We start from the raw sequence: 19,352 nt of genomic DNA, 5'->3' as shown, positions 1-19,352 counted from the left end.
GGAATCGAATGGTCGAGAAGCCCAACCGCCTAGTTCTAGACTGCCATCGCAGGTTCGACGACCGGCGTCACCAGCCGGCCGCTGCGCAGGAACTCGTCCAGGTTGTCGAGGGTGAGCTGCTCCATCGCGGCCCGCGTCTCGACGGTTCCGCTGCCGACGTGCGGCAGGAGCACCACGTTGTCCAGACCCAGCAGCGCCTCGGGCACGTTGGGCTCGTCGACGAAGACGTCCAGGCCCGCACCGGCGAGGCGGCCGTCGACGAGGGCGTCGACCAGTGCGGCCTCGTCGACGACGCTGCCACGCGCGATGTTCACCAGGTAACCCGACGACCCGAGCGCTTCGAGGACGTCGGCGTCGACCAGTCGCCGGGTGCCGCTGCCGCCGGCGGCGGCGACGATGAGGACGTCCACCCCGCGGGCGAGTTCGACCGGCGACGCGACGTACGCGAAGGGCACGCCCGCCTTCTCGCTGCGATTGTGGTAGGAGATGGTGCATCCGAATGCGCTGAGCCGCTTGGCGATTGCGGATCCGATCCGGCCCAGTCCGATGATGCCGACGCGCCGGTTGCTCACCTGGTGGGTCAGCGGATAGCTGCCCGCGACCGGCCACTTGCCGGCACGCACGTACCGGTCCGAGGCGGAGAAGCCGCGCATCACGTCGATCGTCAGGCCCACCGCGGTGTCGGCGACGCAGTCGGTCAGGACGTCGGGCGTATTGCTCACGCCCACCCCGCGAGCCGCGGCCGCGTCGACGTCGGTGGTGTCGTAACCGACGCCGAAGTTGACGATCGCCCCGAGACGCGGCAGCGCCGACATCAACTCGGCGTCGACTCCGGTGCGACCCGAGGTCACCACGGCGGTGACTTGACTGCCCTGCGACGACAGGAACGCCGCGCGTTCGGACGGTTCCTCCGAAAGCTTGGTCGCGTCGTAGGACTCGGACAGGGTCTGCTCCAGGGAGGCCTTCAGCGGTCCGACCTGCAATACGGAGTGATTCTCGGGGGTGCTCATGGTGCTCACCACGCTACGACGACCTGCGGATACCCGTCCAACGCCGAATTAGCATGGACTAATGCCCAACCTGCATGAGCAGGCGTTTGGGCGTGCGGCCTCGGTATCGGCGGTCGGTCGGAAGAGGTGTCATCGCACGTCAACGGTGCTTTCGAGCGGGCGGTAACCGGGCCGAATTCCCGCCTCTCGGGCCTGCTGAGGCCTTTCGAGCGGGGTTGACGCTGCCGAAACGGCGTCCCTACGGTGTGTCTGCGATCACACGTCGCATCCACATACGTGGACGTCACATCGGCAGCCCCGGAGGACACATGAGTTCGAGAGCGGCCCTCGCCATCGGCGTCGCGGCACTCACCGTCGCCACCAGCGGTTGCACCGTCGCCAACTCCGGCCGCGGCGGATACGACCCCGGCACGCTGCGCATCGTCCTGTCCCAGGAGCCGCCGACCCTCGAGCCTTGCGAGAGCTCGCTGACCTCGACCGGAATCGTGGTGCGCTCCAACATCACCGAGCCGCTGGTCGAACGCGACCCCAACTCCGGGGATCTGCAGCCGCTGCTGTCCACCGGATGGCGCCAAACCTCGCCCACCCGGTGGACGTTCGACATCCGGACCGGCGTGACGTTCTCCAACGGGGCTCCCTTCACCGCCGCCGACGCCGCGTTCGCCGTCGACCGAGCCGTCAACTCCGACCTGCAGTGCAACGTCGACGGTTACGTCTTCGGCGACGAGAAGCTCGAGGTCTCCGCGCCGAACGACACCACGCTGACGATCGACACCGAGAAGCCCGATCCGATTCTGCCGCTGCGGATTTCATTCGTCGAGATCGTGCCCCGGAGCACCAGCACGACCGAGAAGGTGCGCGAGCCCATCGGCACCGGTCCCTACGCGATCGCCAACTGGGACTTCGGGCAGAAGCTGACACTGGCGCGCAACCCCGCCTACTGGGGCCCGAAGCCGGCCTTTGCCCGCGCCGAGTACCAGTGGCGCAGCGAGGGCAGCGTCCGCGCCGCGATGATCACGAACGACGAGACCGACATCGCCACTGGCCTCGGGCCCGAGGACGGGGCCGGCGCGCTGGGCGTCCCCTTCCAGAACAACGAGACCACCGCGTTGCGCATGCAGGCCACCGAACCGCCGCTGAACGACATCCGCGTGCGGCAGGCGATCAACTACGCGGTCAACCGCACCGGCATCGTCAAGGCGCTGTTTCGAGGACTCGGCGAGCCGGCCTCGCAGCTGATTCCATCCGGCGTGGTGGGCTACAACGACCAACTGCCGCTGTGGCCGCACGACGCCGAGAAGGCCAGGGCGCTCGTCGCGGAGGCCAAGGCCGACGGTGTCCCGGTCGACACGCAGATCCGGCTGATCGGCCGCACCGCCCAGTTCCCCAAGATCGCCGAGACCATCGAGGTGATCCAGAGCGAGCTCGCCGACATCGGCCTCAACGTCAAGATCGAGATGATGGACACGGCCTCGCAGCTGCAGTACCAACTGCGACCGTTCCCCGCCGGCACCGGTCCCTACCTGCTGATGATCATGCACGGCAACCAGGCCGGTGACGCTGCGTTCACCATGGACCAGTACATGCTCAGCGACGGCCCCCAGGCCGCGTACGGCACGAAGGCCTTCGACGAGAAGATCCGTGCCGCAGAGGCTCTCACCGGTGAGCCGCGTCAAGACGCCTTCGCGAAGCTCTTCGCCGAGGAACCCCGGGACATCATGCAGATGGCCTACCTCGCCCACATGAAGGGCATCCTCGGCAAGTCGCCCCGCGTCGACTACGTCCCCAACTCCGCGACGGGTGACGAGATGCGTCTCGGCGAGATGACGCCCTCCGGTACCGACCGCACCGACGCCCAGTAGTCAGGAAGGCCTCCCATGTTCCGCTTCGTCAGGCGCCGGATGTACACCAGCGCAGTCCCGTTGATCGTCGTGCTGCTAGGGGTGTTCCTCCTGGCCCGGCTCACCGGCGATCCCACCAACCTGTACATGTCCGAGTCGGCGACAGCCGAGCAGCGGGCGGCGTTCGCGGCCAAGAACGGCTTCGACCAGCCCGTCCTGACGCAGCTCGGGGACTACTTCTCCGGGGTGGCCCACTTGGACTTCGGGACCTCGCTGCGGACCGGAGAGTCGGCCTCGGAGATGGCCTTTCGCGCCTTTCCCGCCACCCTCCAGCTTGCGTTCACCACCATGCTTCTGGCCATCGTCGGCGCCGTGGTCATCGGCTGCTGGGCGGCCTACCGGCCCAACTCGCTGGCCGACCGGTTCTCCAGCCTGCTGTCGATGACGGCGGCGAGCATTCCCGACTTCTGGTTCGCCATCACCGGAGTGTGGCTGTTCGCGGTTCTCCTCGGCGTGCTGCCGACCTCCGGCGTGGACAGTGGCGTGCTGTCGTGGATCCTGCCCGTCGCCACCCTGATGATCAGGCCGCTGGGCGTACTCACCCAAGTAGTCCGCGGCGCAATGGTATCCGCGCTCTCGGCGCCGTACGTCCGGTTGGCCCGCAGCAAGGGCGCCGGCGATCTGCGGGTGGTCACCCACCACGCGCTGCGCAACGCCGCCGCTCCGGCCCTGACCGTGGCGGGCGACCTCGCGGTCGGTCTGATCAACGGCGCCGTGGTCGTCGAGGCCATCTTCGGCTGGCCCGGCATCGGCAAGCTGATGATCGACGCGATCCTGCAGCGCGACTTCGCAGTCCTGCAGGCGGCGGTCCTGCTCACCGCCGTAAGCATCTTCGTCCTCAACATCGCCATCGACGCCTGTTACGCGCTGCTCGACGCACGCGTGCGGGAACCGGCCCGAGTCTAAGGAAGTCACGCGATGAGTACTCAACTCGACCTGGTTCCCGTCAAGCCGACGACCGCGATCGTCGGCGAGGCCACCGCCAAGAAGTCCGGCCGCGCAGTGTGGTTCCGGCTGCTGGCCAACGACCGAGTGGCCTTCTGCGCGGCGATGGTGCTCGCCCTGGTGTTCCTCACCGCCCTGTTCGGGCCGATGCTGATGGGCCACGTCGCCACCGCCATCGACCTGGACAACTCCAACCAGGCACCGTTCACCCTGGCGCACGGCTGGGCCAACGTCCTCGGCACCGATCCGCTGGGGCGCAGCATGCTGGCCCGCCTGATCGTCGCCAGCCGGACCACCCTGTCGGTTGCCATTCCCGCCGTGGTCATCTCGGCGGTCGCCGGTTCGCTGATCGGCATGTGGGCCGGCTACCACCGGGGTTGGCGGGAGACGGTCGCCATGCGCGTGGCCGACGTCATCATGAGCTTCCCGTCCCTGCTGCTCGCCGTCGTCGTGCTCTACGTCTTCTCGCCTAGCGCGGCGAACATCGTTGCGGTGCTGGCAATCACGCGCATCCCGGTCTATCTGCGCACGGCGCGTGCCGAGTCGGCCGAACTGCAGAGCCGGCTCTTCGTCGACGCGGCCCGCACCTTCGGCGCCAGCGCTTCGTCGATCATCACCCGGCACGTGCTGCCGATCGTGCTGCCGACGCTGCTGACCGTCGCGACACTGGACTTCTGCTACGTGATGCTGGCGGAGAGCTCGCTGAGCTTCCTCGGCATCGGCATTCAACCGCCCGACGTCAGCTGGGGGCTGATGGTCTCCCAGGGCCGCACCTATCTGAACTCGGCGTGGTGGTTGTCGTTCTTCCCCGGCCTGGCCATCGTGATCACCACGGTCTCGGCGACCATCCTGGCCGCATGGGCCCGGATCGCGACCGACCCGGCACAGCGGTGGCGTCTGACCGTCCCCCAGAAACGCTTGTCCCGCTTCACCAAGACGACGAAGGCTCTGCCGTGAAGGGAACACCGATGACCGCGATCGCAGAACATCCGCAGGTCGACCTCGCCGATGCCGACCCGGCGCTGCGGGTCGACGGCCTGACGGTCGACATCCGCACCATCTCCGGCACCGTCCGCGCGGTCGACGGGGTGACCTTCGACGCCCGCCGCGGTGAGACGCTGGCGCTGCTGGGCGAGTCGGGCTGCGGCAAGTCGATGACGGCGACGGCACTCGTCGGCCTGCTCGAACCCGTCGCCGAGGTGACGGCGGGATCGGCCAAGCTGACGGGCCGAGGCGGCGTCGCCGATCTGTTGTCGTGCGACCGCAAGGCCCGTCGCAAGCTAGCGGGCACCGAGTTGGCGATCGTCTTCCAAGACGCGCTGACCGCGCTCAACCCGCTCTACACCGTCGGCACCCAGCTGGCGGAGCCGTTCCAGATCCACCACGGAATGAAGGCCCGCGAGGCCAAGGACAAGGCCGTCGAACTGATGGCGCGCGTGGGTATTCCGCAGCCGGAGACACGGCTGAACTCCTATCCGCACCAGTTCTCCGGGGGCATGCGGCAGCGCCTTCTGATCGCGATGGCCGTGGCCCTCAACCCCCGGGTGCTGATCGCCGACGAGCCGACCACCGCGCTCGACGTCACGGTGCAGGCGCAGATCATGGCGCTGCTGCGCAGCTTGCGCACCGAGTACGACATGGCGGTCGTCCTGATCACCCACGACCTGGCGCTGGTGGCCGAGGAAGCCGACCGCGTCGCGGTCATGTACGCGGGCAACATCGTCGAAACCGGTCTGGTGTCAGAGGTGTTCGCCAACCCGCGCCACCCCTACACCAAGGGGCTGCTGGACTCGGTGCCGGTCAGCGCGGTCCGCGGCGACGACCTCAAGTCGATCGGTGGTGCTCCGCCCGACCTGCACTCGATCCCGCGGGGCTGCGCCTATCAGGATCGCTGCCCGCTGGTCGCCGACGTCTGCCGCACGACCAAACCCGCACTCGACACCGTCGGCGACGGACACCGCTCCGCGTGCCACTTTCCTCAGGAGGTCGTCAATGTCTGATCCACTGCTGCAGGTTCGCGACCTTCGCAAGACCTTCAGGGTGCCGGGTAGCAAGTCGGGGCTGACGGCGCTGGACGGCATCACCCTGGACCTGGGCCGCGGCGAAACCCTGGGACTGGTCGGCGAATCCGGTTGTGGCAAGTCGACCTTGGCCAGAACCCTGATGATGTTGGAGCGCCCCGACTCGGGCAGCGTCTCGTTCGACGGCATCGACCCGTTCACCCTGCGAGGCAAGGACCTGCTGAGGTTTCGGCGTCGCGTGCAGATGGTGTTCCAGGATCCATACGCGTCGCTGAACTCTCGGATGACCGCCGGCGACATCGTTGCCGAACCGTGGCGCACCCACAAGGCGATGTTCGCCTCCCGGGGTGAGCGCGACGCCAGGGTGCGCGAACTGCTCGAGCTGGTCGGACTCGGAGCCAAGGCGGCGGACAAGTACCCGCAGGAGTTCTCCGGCGGGCAGCGCCAGCGCATCGGCATCGCACGTGCCCTGGCGCTGGACCCCGACGTGGTCATCTGCGACGAGCCGGTCTCGGCCCTCGACCTCTCGGTGCAGGCGCAGGTGCTCAACCTTCTCAACGATCTGCAACGGGAACTGGGCATCGCGTACGTCTTCATCTCCCACGACCTGTCGGTGGTCCGGCACGTCGCCGATCGCGTCGCCGTGATGTACCTGGGCCGCATCGTCGAATCCGGGCCCACCGACGCGGTCTTCGACTCACCCAGCCACCCGTACACCGCCGCCCTGATGTCGGCGGCACCCAAGCTCGACGCCGCGCACCGCAAGGAGCGCATCCTGCTCAAGGGCGAGGTGCCCTCGCCCCTGAATCCGCCGTCGGGGTGCCGCTTTCGGACCAGGTGCTGGAAGGCGACGGACGTGTGCGCGACGGAGCGGCCCCCGTTGGCGGTCGACCCGCAGTCGGCCACCCACGGCGCCGAGTGCCACCACCCCCTGGTGGGTGAGCCCGCGCTCTCGGCCAGCGCGTGAGCGGTGCGGGTTTCGCGGTGGTGACCGTGGCGATCCTCGTCGCGTCGTGCTTGCAGGCGTCGATCGGATTCGGCATGGGGATGCTGGCCGCGCCGATCGTGGCGATCGTCGACCCCAGCCTGATCCCCGGCACCATCATCATGCTCGCGGCCGCGGTGACACTGGCCGTCGCCGTGCGCGAGCGCGGTGCGATCGACTTCTCCGGAACGGGCTGGGCACTGCTGGGCCGGGTACCGGGCACCGTGCTGGGCGGTCTGCTGCTGCTCGCGATACCCGAACGCGCCCTTGCCATCCTGATCGGCTGCGTGGTGCTGTGCGGCGTCGCGCTGACCAGCTTTGGGTGGGTCCCGGTGCCGCGACCGCGCAACCTGATGCTCGCGGGCGCCACGTCGGGCGTGCTCGGGACGGCGACCGCGATCGGCGGTCCGCCGATGGCCCTGGTGTGGCAGGGCAATTCGGGTCCCAGGTTGCGCGGCACGATGAGCGGGTTCTTCCTCGTGGGGTCGATCCTCTCGATCGCCGTCCTGGCCGTGACGGGCGCCGTGCACACCGACACCCTCCGGGCGTTCGCGATGCTGAGCCCTGCGATCGTCGGCGGCTACGTCCTGTCCCGGTACGTCAACGGCTGGCTCACTCCGGCCCGGCAGCGGTGGACGGCCATCGGCATGTCGCTCGCCGGTGCCACCGCGCTGATCGTCCACGAGGTGGGAGTGTCGTGACCGGCAACGAAGATTCCGACGTCGCAGTGCGCAAGGTGAAGTCGGCCGTGCGCACCGTCGAACTCCTCGAATACCTGGCTGCCCGGCCGGACCGACCCGCCCGGATCCGGGAGATCAGCGCAGCCCTGGACATGCCGCGCAGCAGTGCTCACGCGCTGCTACGGACCTTGACGACGCAGGGGTGGGTGCGCTCCGACGAGACCGGCACGATGTACGGCATCGGCATCCGCGCGCTGCTGGTCGGCACCAGCTATCTGGACGGGGACCCCTACCTGCCGACGATCGCCCCATTCCTCGACGACCTGCGCCAGGAACTCGACGAGACGTTTCACCTGGGCCGGCTGGACGGTCTCGACGTGGTCTACCTCGCCACCAGGGAATCCCGCCAGTACCGGCGGACGGCGAGCCGGGTGGGGCGGCGGTTGCCCGCCCATGCCACCGCACTGGGAAAGGCGTTGCTGGCCGACCGATTCGGCGTCGAGCGGGACCGGCACGTGCCGGACGTGCTGACGGCGATCACCCCGCACACCACGACCGACCTCGACGTCCTCTCCGAACAGTTGGAGACGGCCAGGATCCGCGGCTACGCGACCGACGACCAGGAGAACACCGAAGGGGTGCGGTGCTTCGCGGTCGCACTGGGCTACCGCCGGCCTGCGCAGGATGCGATCAGCGTCTCGGTGCCCCTGTCGCGGTTGACACCGGAGCGCGAACGGGTGCTCGTCGAGGCCCTGTGCGCCGTCGGTGACAAGGTCACCCGGGTGCTCCGTCCAGTCGCCAACGGAGACAAGTGGTTTGCGCAATGACGGTCCACGCGGCATCCACATCGAGCATCAATCCATGCGATAAGAGTGTTGGACGGGTATCGACGAGCGTTTGTAGGCTGGCAGCATGAGGCCGTCGCGCACCCCCGTCGTCACCACCATGAGGGTGGTGCCCATCGCCGGTCATGACGGCATGCTGTTGAATCTCAGCGGCGCGCACGGTCCGTTCTTCACCCGAAACCTGGTCATCCTGAACGACTCCGACGGCAACGTCGGAGTGGGCGAGGTCCCCGGAGGCGAAGCCATCCGCCGCACGCTCGATGACGCCCGTCGCATCGTCGAGGGCCGCAGCATCGGCGAGCACCACGCGATCCTCGCCGACATCCGTCGCACCTTCGCCGATCGGGATGCCGGCGGGCGCGGCCAGCAGACCTTCGACCTACGGATCACCGTGCATGCGGTGACGGCCGTCGAGTCGGCGCTTCTCGACCTGCTCGGCCGGCACCTCGAGGTGCCCGTCGCGGCGCTCCTGGGGGAGGGCCAGCAGCGTCGACGCGTGCAGGCCCTCGGTTACCTCTTCTTCGTGGGTGACCGCACCAGGACCGACCTGCCCTACCGGTCGCCGTCGGACGAGGCAGCCGACGCCGACGAGTGGCAGCGCATCCGCCACGACGAGGCCATGACGCCGGACGCCGTCGTCCGGTTGGCCGAGGCCGCCCGGGAGCGGTACGGATTCCGCGACTTCAAGCTCAAGGGTGGCGTGCTGCCCGCCCCGGACGAGGCCAAGGCCGTGATCGCACTGGCCGACCGGTTCCCCGACGCGCGAATCACGTTGGATCCCAACGGCGGCTGGTTGCTCGACGACGCCGTGCGCACGTGCCGCGAACTCGACGGCGTGCTCGCCTACGCCGAGGATCCGGTCGGCCCCGAGGGGGCCTTCTCCGGTCGCGAGGTGATGGCCGAATTCAAACGCGCCACCGGCCTGCGCACCGCCACCAACATGATCGCCACCGACTGGCGCGAGCTCGGTCACGCCATCCGCGTGGGCGCGGTCGACATACCGCTGGCCGATCCGCACTTCTGGACGATGGCCGGGTCGGTACGCGTCGCGCAACTCTGCGACGCGTGGGGCCTGACGTGGGGCTCGCACTCCAACAACCACTTCGACGTCTCGCTGGCGATGTTCACCCACGTCGCGGCCGCCGCACCCGGTGAGGTGACGGCGATCGACACCCACTGGATCTGGCAGGACGGACAGCGAATCACCAAGCGGCCGTACGAGATCGTCGACGGATACCTCGACGTGCCGGACGAACCGGGGCTCGGCGTCGAGCTCGACGAGGATGCGGTGGCCGCCGCACACCAGCTCTACCTGGCCGAGGGACTCGGTGCACGCGACGACTCCGTCGCGATGCAGTACCTGATTCCAGGGTGGACGTTCGACCCCAAACGCCCAGCTCTGCAACGGAACTGACTCATGAAGATCCTACTGGCCGACGCCAACCTGGCCCCGCACCGAGAACGGTTCACCTCGGCCCTGCCGCCCGGTGTCGAGGTGCTCTGGCGCGCCGGACATGACCCGCTGACCCTGCTCGACGAACTGCGCGACGTCGAGGTCTACGTCGGCAGCAGGTTCACCGCGCCGATGGCGCAGGCAGCGGAGAAGTTGCGGCTGATCCACGTCGCCGGTGCGGGTGTCGACAAGGTCGACGTCGACGCCCTAGCTCCGGGCGTGCAGGTCGCCAACACGTTCCACCACGAGCGCTCCATCGCGGAGTACGTGCTCGCCGCGGCGATCATGCTGCGACGCGACTTCCTCGCCCAGGATCGGGCGCTGCGTCGCGGTGTGTGGGCGACGTCGGTGTACGACGAATCCATTGGCCAGCTGCCCACGGTGGGGGACGCCCGGGTGGGATTCGTCGGATTCGGTCACATCGGTCAGCGCGCCTGGGAGTCGTTTCGGATGCTCGGCTCCAGTGGCGCGGCGGTCACGGGATCGGGCCGCGTCGATGCCGCCGCCCACGGCTTGGCGTGGTCGGGGGACGTCTCGGCACTGGACGCACTGTTGGCCGAATCCGACGTCGTGGTGCTCTCCGCGCCGCTGACCCCGGCGACCGAGGGACTGATCGGCCGTCGCGAACTGCAGGCGATCGGTCCCGACGGGATCTTGATCAACGTGGGCCGCGGCCCACTGGTCGACGAGAGCGCGCTCTACGAGGCGCTCCGCGACGGTGTGCTTCGCGCGGCCGCCGTCGACGTCTGGTATCGCTATCCGACACCGGGCGGTCAGTCCACCCCCAGTGCGCTGCCGTTCCACGAACTCGCCAACCTGCTCATGACCCCGCATTCCTCCGGCGTCACCTCGGACACGTTCCGCGGCCGAACCGACGACGTGGCCGCCAACATCGGCCGACTCGCTCGCGGAGAGCCCTTGTCCAACGTGGTCCACCGATAGCCTTCAGGCGACACGCATCGCCTGTACGCGTGGGAGCGCCGGTCCAACAACCCTCACGTACCGTCGAGTCATGAGTGGGTTCCGCTACTGCGTCGTGGGCGCCGGCATCGTCGGCCTGTCCACCGCATACCACCTCCTCGACGCCGAGCCGGACGCCAGCGTCGTCGTCCTCGAGGCGGCGTCCGACGTCGCGTCTCATCAGACCGGACACAACAGCGGCGTCATCCACTCGGGCATCTACTACGAACCCGGCAGTCTCAAGGCGACGTTCTGCAAGGCGGGTGAGCGGGCGACCAAGGAGTTCTGCGCCGCGCACGGCATCGCGTTCGACGAATGCGGGAAGCTGATCGTCGCGACGACCGCCGCCGAAGTCGCGCGCATGGCGGCCCTCGAGGAGCGGGCGGCGGTGAACGGCATCGAGTGCCGCCGGATCGGCCGCGACGAGCTCACCGAACTCGAACCCAACGTCACCGGTCTCGGCGCACTGCACCTGCCGAAGACCGGCATCGTCGACTACCGGCTGGTGTCGGCGACGATGGCGGATCTGGTCCGGGCCGCGGGTGCCACGGTGCTGACCGGCCAACGCGTCGTCGCGATCTCCGAAAGCCCCGGGGGAGTCACCGTGTCGACGCGATCGACGACGGTGACGTGCGACCGGCTCGTGGTGTGCGCCGGTCTGCAGGCCGACCGCCTCGCCGAGCTGGCCGGGGTGCCGGTCGACGTGCAAATCGTGCCCTTCCGCGGGGAGTACTTCGAATTGCCAAGCTGGCGAGCGGGATTCGTGCGACGCCTGATCTACCCGGTGCCCGATCCGGAGCTGCCGTTCCTCGGGGTGCACCTCAGCCCGACCATCTCCGGTGGCATCACCGTCGGGCCGAGCGCGGTCCTCGGGCTGGCACGTGAGGGCTACCCCAAGTTCTCGTTCGACGCACGTGACGTCGCCCGCATGGCGAGGTTCCCCGGGCTCTGGCGGGTGGCGCGGGCCAACGCGAGGCTGGGGGTCAGAGAAGTCGGCAACTCGCTCTTCAAGCGGCGGTACCTTCGCGAATGTCGAAAGTACGCACCGGAATTGACCGCTTCGGATCTGCTGCCCCACGAGGCGGGCATCCGCGCGCAGGCGGTCCGTCGCGACGGCACGTTGGTCCACGACTTCGTCGTCGAGCGGACCGACCGCATGATCCACGTGCTGAACTCACCGTCGCCGGCCGCGACGGCCGCCCTACCGATCGGGCGGCACCTGGCGGGTCTGGCCTCCGCAATCGGGACTCAGCAGCTCTGACGCGTCGCCGTCGAGCGCCGAAGCGATGGCTTGGCAGATGGCGCCGAGTTGCGACACCTGTTCGGGTGTCAGGCGATCGATGACGAGGGCGCGGGCCGCCGTGACGTGCGCCGGGGCGGCGTCGACGATCGCGTCGAAGCCCTCGTCGGTCAGATGTGCCTCGGTGAGTCGACCGTCGTTCGGGTGCGGCCGGCGCTCCACCCACCCGCGGCCCTCCATTCGTGACACGACGTGCGAGAGACGCGACATGGAACCGTTCGTGACGACCGACAGCGCCTTCATGCCGATCGACCGGGTTGGTTGATCCGACAGCGCCGCCAGGACGTGATATTCGTACAGCCGCAGCTGGGAGTCGCTGCGGAGCTGGGCGTCGAGCTTGGCGGGCAGCGCCAAGAGGACCTGCATCAACGCCTTCCACGAGGCGAGCTCGTCGTGGCCGAGCCAGCGTGGCTCGTCGTCGCCCACCTCGGTCATGGGACGAGGTTAGGTCAATTGAGTTGACGCTTCAAGTCATCGGTTCTACGCTTTGACTTGAAGCGTCAAGTCAAAAGAGATGAGGGATCGTCGTGAACGTCGTGCTGTGGATACTCGCCGGGATCTTGGCCCTGGCAATGCTGGGCGCCGGGTCGCTGAAGCTGATCACGCCCAAGGCCGAACTGCCCGACAAGGGAATGGAACTCGGCGAACTTCCCGCCTGGGCCATCAAGGGCATCGGTGCCCTCGAGGTGCTCGGCGGCATCGGCCTGGTCATCCCCGCTCTGGTGAACGTCGCGCCGGTACTCGTTGCGTGGGCCGCCACCGGCGTGGCCGTCATGATGGCCGGTGCCGTCGTCTTCCACCTGCGCCGCAAGGAGGTCACCGGCGCGCTCCCCGCCGTCGGGCTTCTGGTGGTGGCGGTGGTGGTGGCCTGGGGTCGCTTCGGCGCCTGGGCCTTCTAGGACCCGAGCCTCAGGCGCTGGCGGCCCAGTCGTCGCGGATTCGCTGCAGGCCGTCGTCGGTCAGACTGCCGAACAGGCGTACCCGCGCCATGCCACCGTCGGGGTAGACGTCGAGCCGTGCCTCGGTGACCGGCCGGTCGTCGGCGATCAGGAAGCGGTGCCTGGTGTCGGGCTGCAGGTCGGTGGCCGGCAAGATCTCGAACCACTCGCCGTCACCGTCGCGTCCGGAGAGCCTGCCGACCCCCGGCGCGTTGCCGAGGAAGTACGAGGTGTCGAACTCGGCGGCGTTCAGCGTGCCGCGACCCGCCAGATGCACCTGCACCCAGTCGTTTCCGGAGTCGCGGCGACGCGAGGTCTCCCAGCCGTCGCCCATCGTCCGTGCGTTGCCGGGGAGCAGGAGGTTGTTGGGTGAGCCGTAGAACATGTTGGAGCAGGCCGTGATTCGCCCGCCGTTCTCCAGCGCCGCCAGGTCGATCGTCATGCCGTCGGCGAAGTCCGGGTCCAGCAGTCCCTCGCCGTGCACGCGGAACCTGGCCACGCCGCCGTCGGGGTAGATCGACAGCCGCACGTGCGACCAGCGCCGCGACGAGTCGACCTCGAACGGGTTCCGGGTGTCACCGTCGACGTCCGCGCGTTCGACCAGGGTCGTCCACTCGGTGTCCTCGACCAGCTGGTCGACCGACGGGTAGCCCGAAACGGAGGCGCCCTCGACCGAGATCTGCGGTGGATAGTTGCCGGTGAACCAGGCGGTGTCGACGACCACCCCGCGCACGATCCCAGGCACGCCCAACCGCACGATCGCGGCGTCGTGGGCATCCGGATGCAGGTCGCGCCGGCGGCGGGTCTCCCAGCCGTCGTAGACCTGCCCCTTGTGCCCGAACGTGGCGGGCCGGAACTCCGCCGACCTGGGCTTGATGAGGTTCTCCCGCTCGGCGAAGAGTTCGTCGTTGGCCCACACCACGGCACCGCCGGCGGGTCGGGCGGCCAAGTCCGGCAGGGCCAGGAAGTGCGACGGGGTCCGCTCGTTCTCAGTCGGGGTGCTCACGGGCACAACCCTAGTGAGCGACCGTGCTACCAGTTCTGGTAGCCGCCCTCCGGGCCGAGCATGCGTTCGAGTCGCGACCGGTTGATCTTCGCGAGCTCGTTGCGGACCACCTTGCGCTCGGTCTCGGCGTCGTTGTGCAGGCGGTCGGTGATCGCCGTCAGCACCGCCTTGGCACTCACCCCGCCGACGTACATCACGAAGCCGAATCCGAAGTGGTCGGCGTAGGTTCGGGCCGAGCTGGCGAGCTTGGCCATCACGGCCTCGTCGTCGTGCCACAGCGCGCACTGCTCGTCCTGGCTCTTCTCGCTGCGCGGCCGGCGACCCAGTTCGGGGCAGGCGTCGAGGATCTGGTCGACCGCGGACTCCGGCAGGGCGAACAGCAGGGCGTCGGCGCGCCGGAACAACGCATCGTGATTCGGGTAGCTGCGGCCGTAGGCCAGGTGCCTGGCCATCGTCATGCTGTTGCAGCACTCGTACAGCGCGTGAACGGCCTTGCGCTCGGGTAACGCGTTGAACGCGTCGAGGCCGATTCCTTGATGTAGCAGCACACGACCAGGATGGAAGCCCGAAGACACGGGCGGGTTACCGAGTGTTACGTCGGTGCTAAATCAGGGCCGGGGCGCAGGCCCCCCACATCAGTGACCCGTGGTCTTGAACCGCTCCACCGACCGCTGCAACTCCGCCTCGGCCTCCTCGCGGCCCGCCCAGTCGGCGGCCTTGACGAACTTGCCCGGCTCGAGGTCCTTGTAGTGCACGAAGAAGTGCTTGATCGCCTCGAGTTCGAACGGCGGCACGTCGGACAGGTCCTGAATGTGATCCCAGCGCGGGTCCCCGGCCGGTACGCAGAGAAGCTTGTCGTCGCCGCCGGCCTCGTCGGTCATCTTGAACATCGCAACCGGCCGCGCCTCGACGATGCAGCCGGGGAAGACGGACTCGGGCAGCAGCACCAGCGCGTCGAGCGGATCGCCGTCCTCACCCAGGGTGTTCTCGAAGAACCCGTAGTCGGCGGGGTAGCCAAACGCCGTGTAGAGGTAGCGGTCGAGCTTGACCCGGCCGGTCTCGTGGTCCACCTCGTACTTGTTGCGCGACCCCTTCGGGATCTCGATGACGACGTCGAACTGCACCGCCGGCTCCTTCTCGTCTGCAAAGCGTCATGGGGTCGTCAGGTGACGACGCGGGTCAACCATAGACGAGCGATACCCTGCACTCGTGGGGTCGGCGCGGCAGCCCCACCCAAACAGGAGAGCGATCATCGGACTCATGGCACCCACGCGGTGGCGACGATCCACCCACGTGTGGGTCGGCGTCGTGGTGCTGCTCCTGGTGGCCGTCGTGGTCGCCGTCGCCGCGGTGGCGACCTCGCGCGGCAGCACCCCCGATGAGCCGAAGGTCGCCGTCGCCGCGCGACCCTCACCCGCGACCGCCGCACCGGCCGTCACGGAATTGGCCGACTCGGCTCCCGTGCCGACGCCGGCTGGTCTCGCGGCCGTCCTGGCTCCCGTCGTCGCCAACCCCGACCTCGGTGCGTTCACCGGCCGGGTCGCCGACGCCCTGACCGGCAAGCAGCTGTGGGCGCAGGGCGCGGGTGTGCCCATGCAGCCCGCGTCGACCAACAAGGTGCTGACCGCGGCGGCGGCCCTGCTGACGCTGGACCGCGACGCCCGGCTGACGACGACCGTCGTCGCCCCCGACCAGACCGCGTCACCGGGGTTGGTGGTGCTCAAGGGGGGCGGTGACCCGACGCTGTCGGCGGCCCCCAAGAACGTCGACACCTGGTACCGCGGTGCGGCGCGCATCTCCGACCTCGCCGACCAGGTGCGTCGGTCCGGCATCGCGCCCAAGGTCGTCCAGGTCGACGCGACCGCCTACAGCGGGCCGACGCTGGCCCCCGGCTGGGATCCGCTCGACATCGACGGCGGCGACATCGCCCCCATGGAGGCGGTCATGCTCGACGGCGGCCGCACCCAACCGGTGAGCGTCGACTCCGCCCGCTCGACCACGCCCGCGCTCGACGCCGGCCGCGCCCTGGCCGTCGCCCTCGGACTCGACCCGGCCGCCGTCACGCTGCGCCCGACGCCGGTGCAGGGCACTCAGGTCGCGGCGGTGCAGTCCCCGCCGCTGATCGAACGGCTGCGGCAGATGATGAGTGAATCCGACAACGTGATGGCCGAGTCGACCGGTCGCGAGGTGGCCGCCGAGGTCGGCAAGCCCCAGAGCTTCGCCGGGGGCGTCTCGGCGGTGCTCGGTCAGCTCGCCAAGGCGGGCGTCGACACCGGCGGCGCGACGCTGATGGACTCCAGCGGGCTGTCGGTGGACGACCGCTTGACGGCCGAGACGCTCGACGAGGTGGTCTCCGCGGCGGCGTCCAACGCGACCCTCGACGACCACGACCTGCGTCCCCTGGTCGACCTGCTGCCCATCGCCGGCGGCAGCGGTACGCTCTCCAACCGGTTCACCGACACCGACGCCGGCCGTGACGCGCTGGGTCTGCTGCGAGCCAAGACGGGATCCCTCACCGGGACCAACGCACTGGCCGGTTTCGTCACCGACGACAGTGGCCGGGTGTTGACCTTCTCGCTGATCTCCAACGGGGCCGGGCCCACCGGGCGCACCGCCATCGACGCGGTGGCCTCGGCGCTGCGTTCATGCGGGTGCAGCCGATGAGCGCCGTCACCGTCGGCAATGCCGTCGACTGGGACTTCGCCGCGACCGTCGGAGCCAAGCTGGTGCGTCCCGCCCCGCCGGTGACCGACTACACCAAACGGCAGGCCATCGACCAACTGGCCGCGTCCGCCCGGGCGGCAGAGGGGCCCGTGCGCGACGTGACGGGTCTCAACGAGGGCGCGGCCATCACCGAGGCCCGCATCGTCGACCGGGCCGAATGGGTGCGTGCCGCAACGAATTCCATGCGCGCCATGACGACCAGCGGTCAGACAGAAGGTTCTGGACGCTCGCCTGGCATCGTCGGGCGCCGGGTCACCGGGGCGCAGACCGGGGCCGTCCTGTCGTTCGTGTCGTCGGGCATCCTGGGGCAGTACGACCCCTTCGCCGCGAACGGCGGTGAACTGCTGCTGGTGTACCCGAACGTGATCGCCGTCGAGCGTCAGCTGCGAGTGCCGCCCGCGGACTTCCGCCTCTGGGTGTGCCTGCACGAGGTCACCCACCGGGTTCAGTTTCGCGCCAATCCCTGGCTGGCCGAACACATGTCGTCCTCGCTGGCGGTCATCACCGACGAGGCCGGGCAGGAGCTCACCCAGGTGGTCGGCCGACTCGGCGAGTTCGTCCGCAGTAGACGGTCGGCAGGAGGGCAAGCGGCGCAACCTCATTCGGAGGGCGTGGTCGGTTTCCTGCGGGCCATTCAGTCCGAGCCGCAGCGCAAGGCGCTCGACCAGCTGCTCGTCCTCGGCACCCTGCTGGAGGGCCACGCCGACCACGTGATGGACGCCGTCGGTCCCAAGGTGGTGCCATCGGTGGCCACCATCCGCCGGCGATTCGACGAACGCCGTCAGCGCAAACAGCCTCCGCTGCAACGCATCCTGCGCACCCTCATGGGCTTCGACGCCAAGATGAGCCAGTACACCCGGGGCAAGGCGTTCGTCGACCACGTGGTGGGCCAGGTCGGAATGGCGGCGTTCAACACCGTCTGGACCAGTCCCGAGACGTTGCCGCTGCCTTCGGAAGTCGACGAGCCAGCCCAATGGATCGCCAGAGTCCTGTAGCGGCGGTTCGCGCGGCGGTCGACGCGTTCGCGGTTGCCCACTGCGCCGCCGAGGTCCGCTGGTGCGTGGCGTTGTCCGGGGGAGCCGACTCGCTGGCGCTGACCGCCGCCGCCGCCCACGTGCGGCCGACCGTCGCCCTGATCGTCGACCATGGCCTGCAGGACGGATCGGACGCCGTGGCGAGTGCCGCTCGCGACCAGGCGATCGAGCTGGGATGCGTAGACGCCCACGTGATCCGGGTTCAGGTCGACGGTCGAGGCGGTCCGGAGGCCGCGGCCCGCACCGCCCGGTACGCCGCCCTCGACCAGGCCCGTGCCGGGGCGCCCGTGCTGATCGCGCACACGCTCGACGACCAGGCCGAGACCGTGCTGTTGGGACTGGGTCGGGGCTCGGGGGCGCGCTCGATCGCCGGCATGCGCCCGTACGACCCGCCGTGGGGCCGGCCGCTCCTCGGGATTGCGCGGTCGGTCACCCGCGGGGCGTGCGACGAACTGGGGCTCGCCCCCTGGCAGGACCCCCACAACGACGACCCGCGGTTCACCCGCGTTCGGCTGCGCCACGAGGTGCTCCCGCTGCTGGAGCAGGTCCTCGGTGGTGGCGTGGCCGAGGCGCTGGCCCGCACCGCCGCCGGCCTCCGGGAGGACACCGACACCCTCGACGAACTGGCCGCCGAGGCCTTCGTCACCGTTGTCTCGGGGGAGGGCGTCGACGCACGGCTCGACGTGTCCACCCTGGCAAGGTTGCCCGCTGCGCTGCGCCGCCGGGTCATCCGGACGTGGCTGCTTACCGGCGGCGGCAGTGGACTGACCGACGCCCAGATCCGGGGGGTGGACCGCCTCGCCGTGGACTGGCGCGGGCGTGGCGGTGTCGCGGTCGGATCCTCGCTGCAGCGGCAGCGGCTGTTCGCCGACCGCCGGGGCGGCGAGCTGATCCTGCGGACCGAGCCCGTCGCGCATGTCTAGTTGGTCGAGGCTGCCGTGACGTGGCACGCTGTTGCCGTGCCCGAGCCAACAGCCGCGGACCCGTATCCCGGCGACATCGAGTCGGTTCTGCTGTCCGAGGCCGAGGTTCGCGCGCGCGTCACCGAGCTGGGCGCGACGGTGGGCGCGCATTACCGCGAGACGATCGGTGAGGGTGGCGAGGACCTGCTGCTCGTCACGGTGCTCAAGGGTGCGGTCATGTTCGTCACCGACCTGGCCCGTGCAATCCCGCTGCCCACGCAGCTGGAGTTCATGGCAGTCAGCTCCTACGGGTCGTCCACCTCGTCGTCGGGCGTGGTGCGCATCCTCAAGGACCTCGACCGTGACATTCACGATCGCGACGTGCTCATCGTCGAGGACATCGTCGACTCCGGTCTGACGCTGTCGTGGCTGCTGCGCAACCTCGCGACGCGGCACCCGCGGTCGCTGAAGGTCTGCACGCTGCTGCGCAAGCCCGACGCCGTGCGCACCGACGTCGAGATCTCGTGGTGTGGGTTCGACATTCCCAACGAGTTCGTCGTCGGCTACGGCCTCGACTACGCCGAGCGCTACCGCGACCTGCCCTACATCGGCCTGCTGCACCCGAAGGTCTACGAGAACCCCTGATCG

At 69.2% G+C, this 19,352-nt stretch carries 20 protein-coding genes; 15 read left to right on the top strand and 5 right to left on the bottom strand.

Features of this window, described 5'->3' with window-relative positions:
- Positions 1–35: 35 nt before the first annotated feature.
- Positions 36–1,010, bottom strand: a complete 975-nt coding sequence (locus ABZ195_RS06725; RefSeq protein WP_355215990.1) for a 2-hydroxyacid dehydrogenase — start codon at positions 1,008–1,010, stop codon at positions 36–38.
- A gap of 308 nt (positions 1,011–1,318) precedes the next feature.
- Between ABZ195_RS06725 and ABZ195_RS06720 the strand changes: the two genes are divergently transcribed.
- From ABZ195_RS06720 to lhgO, 10 genes are all read left to right on the top strand, one after another.
- The gene (locus tag ABZ195_RS06720) at positions 1,319–2,872 is read left to right on the top strand and encodes an ABC transporter substrate-binding protein (protein WP_355215988.1); all 1,554 of its coding nucleotides are present in this window, start codon (positions 1,319–1,321) and stop codon (positions 2,870–2,872) included.
- Between the two features lie 15 nt (positions 2,873–2,887).
- On the top strand, positions 2,888–3,817 hold the full coding sequence (locus ABZ195_RS06715; RefSeq protein ID WP_355215986.1) for an ABC transporter permease: 930 nt from the start codon (positions 2,888–2,890) through the stop codon (positions 3,815–3,817).
- 12 nt (positions 3,818–3,829) lie between these two features.
- Positions 3,830–4,813, top strand: coding sequence for an ABC transporter permease (locus ABZ195_RS06710; RefSeq protein ID WP_355215984.1), 984 nt, complete (start codon positions 3,830–3,832; stop codon positions 4,811–4,813).
- An 11-nt stretch (positions 4,814–4,824) separates the two neighbouring features.
- Positions 4,825–5,856 (top strand): ABC transporter ATP-binding protein, encoded by a 1,032-nt coding sequence (locus tag ABZ195_RS06705; RefSeq protein WP_355215981.1) that lies wholly within the window; start codon positions 4,825–4,827, stop codon positions 5,854–5,856.
- Positions 5,849–6,844, top strand: coding sequence for an oligopeptide/dipeptide ABC transporter ATP-binding protein (locus ABZ195_RS06700; protein WP_355215980.1), 996 nt, complete (start codon positions 5,849–5,851; stop codon positions 6,842–6,844). The genes ABZ195_RS06705 and ABZ195_RS06700 overlap by 8 nt, the downstream gene beginning before the upstream one ends.
- A complete protein-coding gene (locus tag ABZ195_RS06695; RefSeq protein ID WP_355215978.1) occupies positions 6,841–7,563 on the top strand; it encodes a sulfite exporter TauE/SafE family protein in 723 nt (240 codons plus the stop codon). Before ABZ195_RS06700 ends, ABZ195_RS06695 begins: the two co-directional genes overlap by 4 nt.
- Positions 7,560–8,369 (top strand): IclR family transcriptional regulator, encoded by an 810-nt coding sequence (locus tag ABZ195_RS06690; RefSeq protein WP_355215976.1) that lies wholly within the window; start codon positions 7,560–7,562, stop codon positions 8,367–8,369. The genes ABZ195_RS06695 and ABZ195_RS06690 overlap by 4 nt, the downstream gene beginning before the upstream one ends.
- A gap of 85 nt (positions 8,370–8,454) precedes the next feature.
- The gene (locus ABZ195_RS06685; RefSeq protein WP_355215974.1) at positions 8,455–9,801 is read left to right on the top strand and encodes an enolase C-terminal domain-like protein; all 1,347 of its coding nucleotides are present in this window, start codon (positions 8,455–8,457) and stop codon (positions 9,799–9,801) included.
- 3 nt (positions 9,802–9,804) lie between these two features.
- Entirely contained in the window at positions 9,805–10,782 is a 978-nt protein-coding gene (locus ABZ195_RS06680) for a 2-hydroxyacid dehydrogenase (protein WP_355215973.1), read from the top strand.
- A 70-nt stretch (positions 10,783–10,852) separates the two neighbouring features.
- Positions 10,853–12,061: an L-2-hydroxyglutarate oxidase gene (gene lhgO, locus ABZ195_RS06675; protein WP_355215971.1), complete on the top strand. Its 1,209-nt coding sequence runs from the start codon at positions 10,853–10,855 to the stop codon at positions 12,059–12,061.
- Here lhgO and ABZ195_RS06670 read toward each other — a convergent pair.
- Entirely contained in the window at positions 12,002–12,535 is a 534-nt protein-coding gene (locus tag ABZ195_RS06670; protein ID WP_355215969.1) for a MarR family transcriptional regulator, read from the bottom strand. The genes lhgO and ABZ195_RS06670 overlap by 60 nt on opposite strands.
- A 92-nt stretch (positions 12,536–12,627) precedes the next feature.
- Between ABZ195_RS06670 and ABZ195_RS06665 the strand changes: the two genes are divergently transcribed.
- Complete coding sequence (locus tag ABZ195_RS06665; protein ID WP_355215967.1) at positions 12,628–12,999, top strand: DoxX family protein; 372 nt, start codon at positions 12,628–12,630, stop codon at positions 12,997–12,999.
- Positions 13,000–13,009: 10 nt separating this feature from the next.
- On the opposite strand, the gene alc is transcribed toward ABZ195_RS06665, so the two are convergent.
- The 3 genes from alc to ABZ195_RS06650 form a co-directional block, all read right to left on the bottom strand.
- On the bottom strand, positions 13,010–13,996 hold the full coding sequence (gene alc, locus ABZ195_RS06660; protein ID WP_355216112.1) for an allantoicase: 987 nt from the start codon (positions 13,994–13,996) through the stop codon (positions 13,010–13,012).
- Positions 13,997–14,070: 74 nt separating this feature from the next.
- Complete coding sequence (locus ABZ195_RS06655; protein WP_355215965.1) at positions 14,071–14,592, bottom strand: 2-oxo-4-hydroxy-4-carboxy-5-ureidoimidazoline decarboxylase; 522 nt, start codon at positions 14,590–14,592, stop codon at positions 14,071–14,073.
- An 87-nt stretch (positions 14,593–14,679) separates the two neighbouring features.
- Positions 14,680–15,168, bottom strand: coding sequence for an inorganic diphosphatase (locus ABZ195_RS06650; RefSeq protein ID WP_355215963.1), 489 nt, complete (start codon positions 15,166–15,168; stop codon positions 14,680–14,682).
- A gap of 136 nt (positions 15,169–15,304) precedes the next feature.
- Between ABZ195_RS06650 and dacB the strand changes: the two genes are divergently transcribed.
- Genes dacB through hpt form a run of 4 tightly spaced genes read left to right on the top strand, consistent with a single transcriptional unit; the run spans position 15,305 to position 19,349 of the window.
- Positions 15,305–16,708 carry a D-alanyl-D-alanine carboxypeptidase/D-alanyl-D-alanine-endopeptidase gene (dacB, locus tag ABZ195_RS06645; RefSeq protein ID WP_355215961.1) on the top strand — a complete coding sequence of 468 codons (1,404 nt, stop codon included), beginning with the start codon at positions 15,305–15,307 and terminating at the stop codon, positions 16,706–16,708.
- The gene (locus ABZ195_RS06640) at positions 16,690–17,763 is read left to right on the top strand and encodes a zinc-dependent metalloprotease (RefSeq protein WP_355215959.1); all 1,074 of its coding nucleotides are present in this window, start codon (positions 16,690–16,692) and stop codon (positions 17,761–17,763) included. Before dacB ends, ABZ195_RS06640 begins: the two co-directional genes overlap by 19 nt.
- Complete coding sequence (gene tilS / locus ABZ195_RS06635) at positions 17,742–18,725, top strand: tRNA lysidine(34) synthetase TilS (RefSeq protein ID WP_355215957.1); 984 nt, start codon at positions 17,742–17,744, stop codon at positions 18,723–18,725. The genes ABZ195_RS06640 and tilS overlap by 22 nt, the downstream gene beginning before the upstream one ends.
- A complete protein-coding gene (gene hpt, locus ABZ195_RS06630) occupies positions 18,726–19,349 on the top strand; it encodes a hypoxanthine phosphoribosyltransferase (RefSeq protein WP_355215956.1) in 624 nt (207 codons plus the stop codon).
- The last annotated feature ends 3 nt before the right edge of the window (positions 19,350–19,352 follow it).

It is taken from the genome of Mycobacterium sp. NPDC006124 (genome assembly GCF_040614235.1).
In the GTDB taxonomy this organism is placed as follows: domain Bacteria; phylum Actinomycetota; class Actinomycetes; order Mycobacteriales; family Mycobacteriaceae; genus Mycobacterium.
This window is presented reverse-complemented; position numbering and strand designations above follow the sequence as displayed.

Bases quoted from the DNA above. Each gene is read 5' to 3' on its own strand.
- ABZ195_RS06685 (WP_355215974.1), top strand. From the start codon at position 8,455: ATGAGGCCGTCGCGCACCCCCGTCGTCACCACCATGAGGGTGGTGCCC.
- ABZ195_RS06670 (WP_355215969.1), bottom strand. From the start codon at position 12,535: ATGACCGAGGTGGGCGACGACGAGCCACGCTGGCTCGGCCACGACGAG.
- ABZ195_RS06640 (WP_355215959.1), top strand. From the start codon at position 16,690: ATGCGGGTGCAGCCGATGAGCGCCGTCACCGTCGGCAATGCCGTCGAC.
- lhgO (WP_355215971.1), top strand. From the start codon at position 10,853: ATGAGTGGGTTCCGCTACTGCGTCGTGGGCGCCGGCATCGTCGGCCTG.
- ABZ195_RS06715 (WP_355215986.1), top strand. From the start codon at position 2,888: ATGTTCCGCTTCGTCAGGCGCCGGATGTACACCAGCGCAGTCCCGTTG.
- ABZ195_RS06680 (WP_355215973.1), top strand. From the start codon at position 9,805: ATGAAGATCCTACTGGCCGACGCCAACCTGGCCCCGCACCGAGAACGG.
- ABZ195_RS06725 (WP_355215990.1), bottom strand. From the start codon at position 1,010: ATGAGCACCCCCGAGAATCACTCCGTATTGCAGGTCGGACCGCTGAAG.
- tilS (WP_355215957.1), top strand. From the start codon at position 17,742: ATGGATCGCCAGAGTCCTGTAGCGGCGGTTCGCGCGGCGGTCGACGCG.
- ABZ195_RS06705 (WP_355215981.1), top strand. From the start codon at position 4,825: ATGACCGCGATCGCAGAACATCCGCAGGTCGACCTCGCCGATGCCGAC.
- ABZ195_RS06720 (WP_355215988.1), top strand. From the start codon at position 1,319: ATGAGTTCGAGAGCGGCCCTCGCCATCGGCGTCGCGGCACTCACCGTC.
- ABZ195_RS06700 (WP_355215980.1), top strand. From the start codon at position 5,849: ATGTCTGATCCACTGCTGCAGGTTCGCGACCTTCGCAAGACCTTCAGG.
- ABZ195_RS06710 (WP_355215984.1), top strand. From the start codon at position 3,830: ATGAGTACTCAACTCGACCTGGTTCCCGTCAAGCCGACGACCGCGATC.
- dacB (WP_355215961.1), top strand. From the start codon at position 15,305: ATGGCACCCACGCGGTGGCGACGATCCACCCACGTGTGGGTCGGCGTC.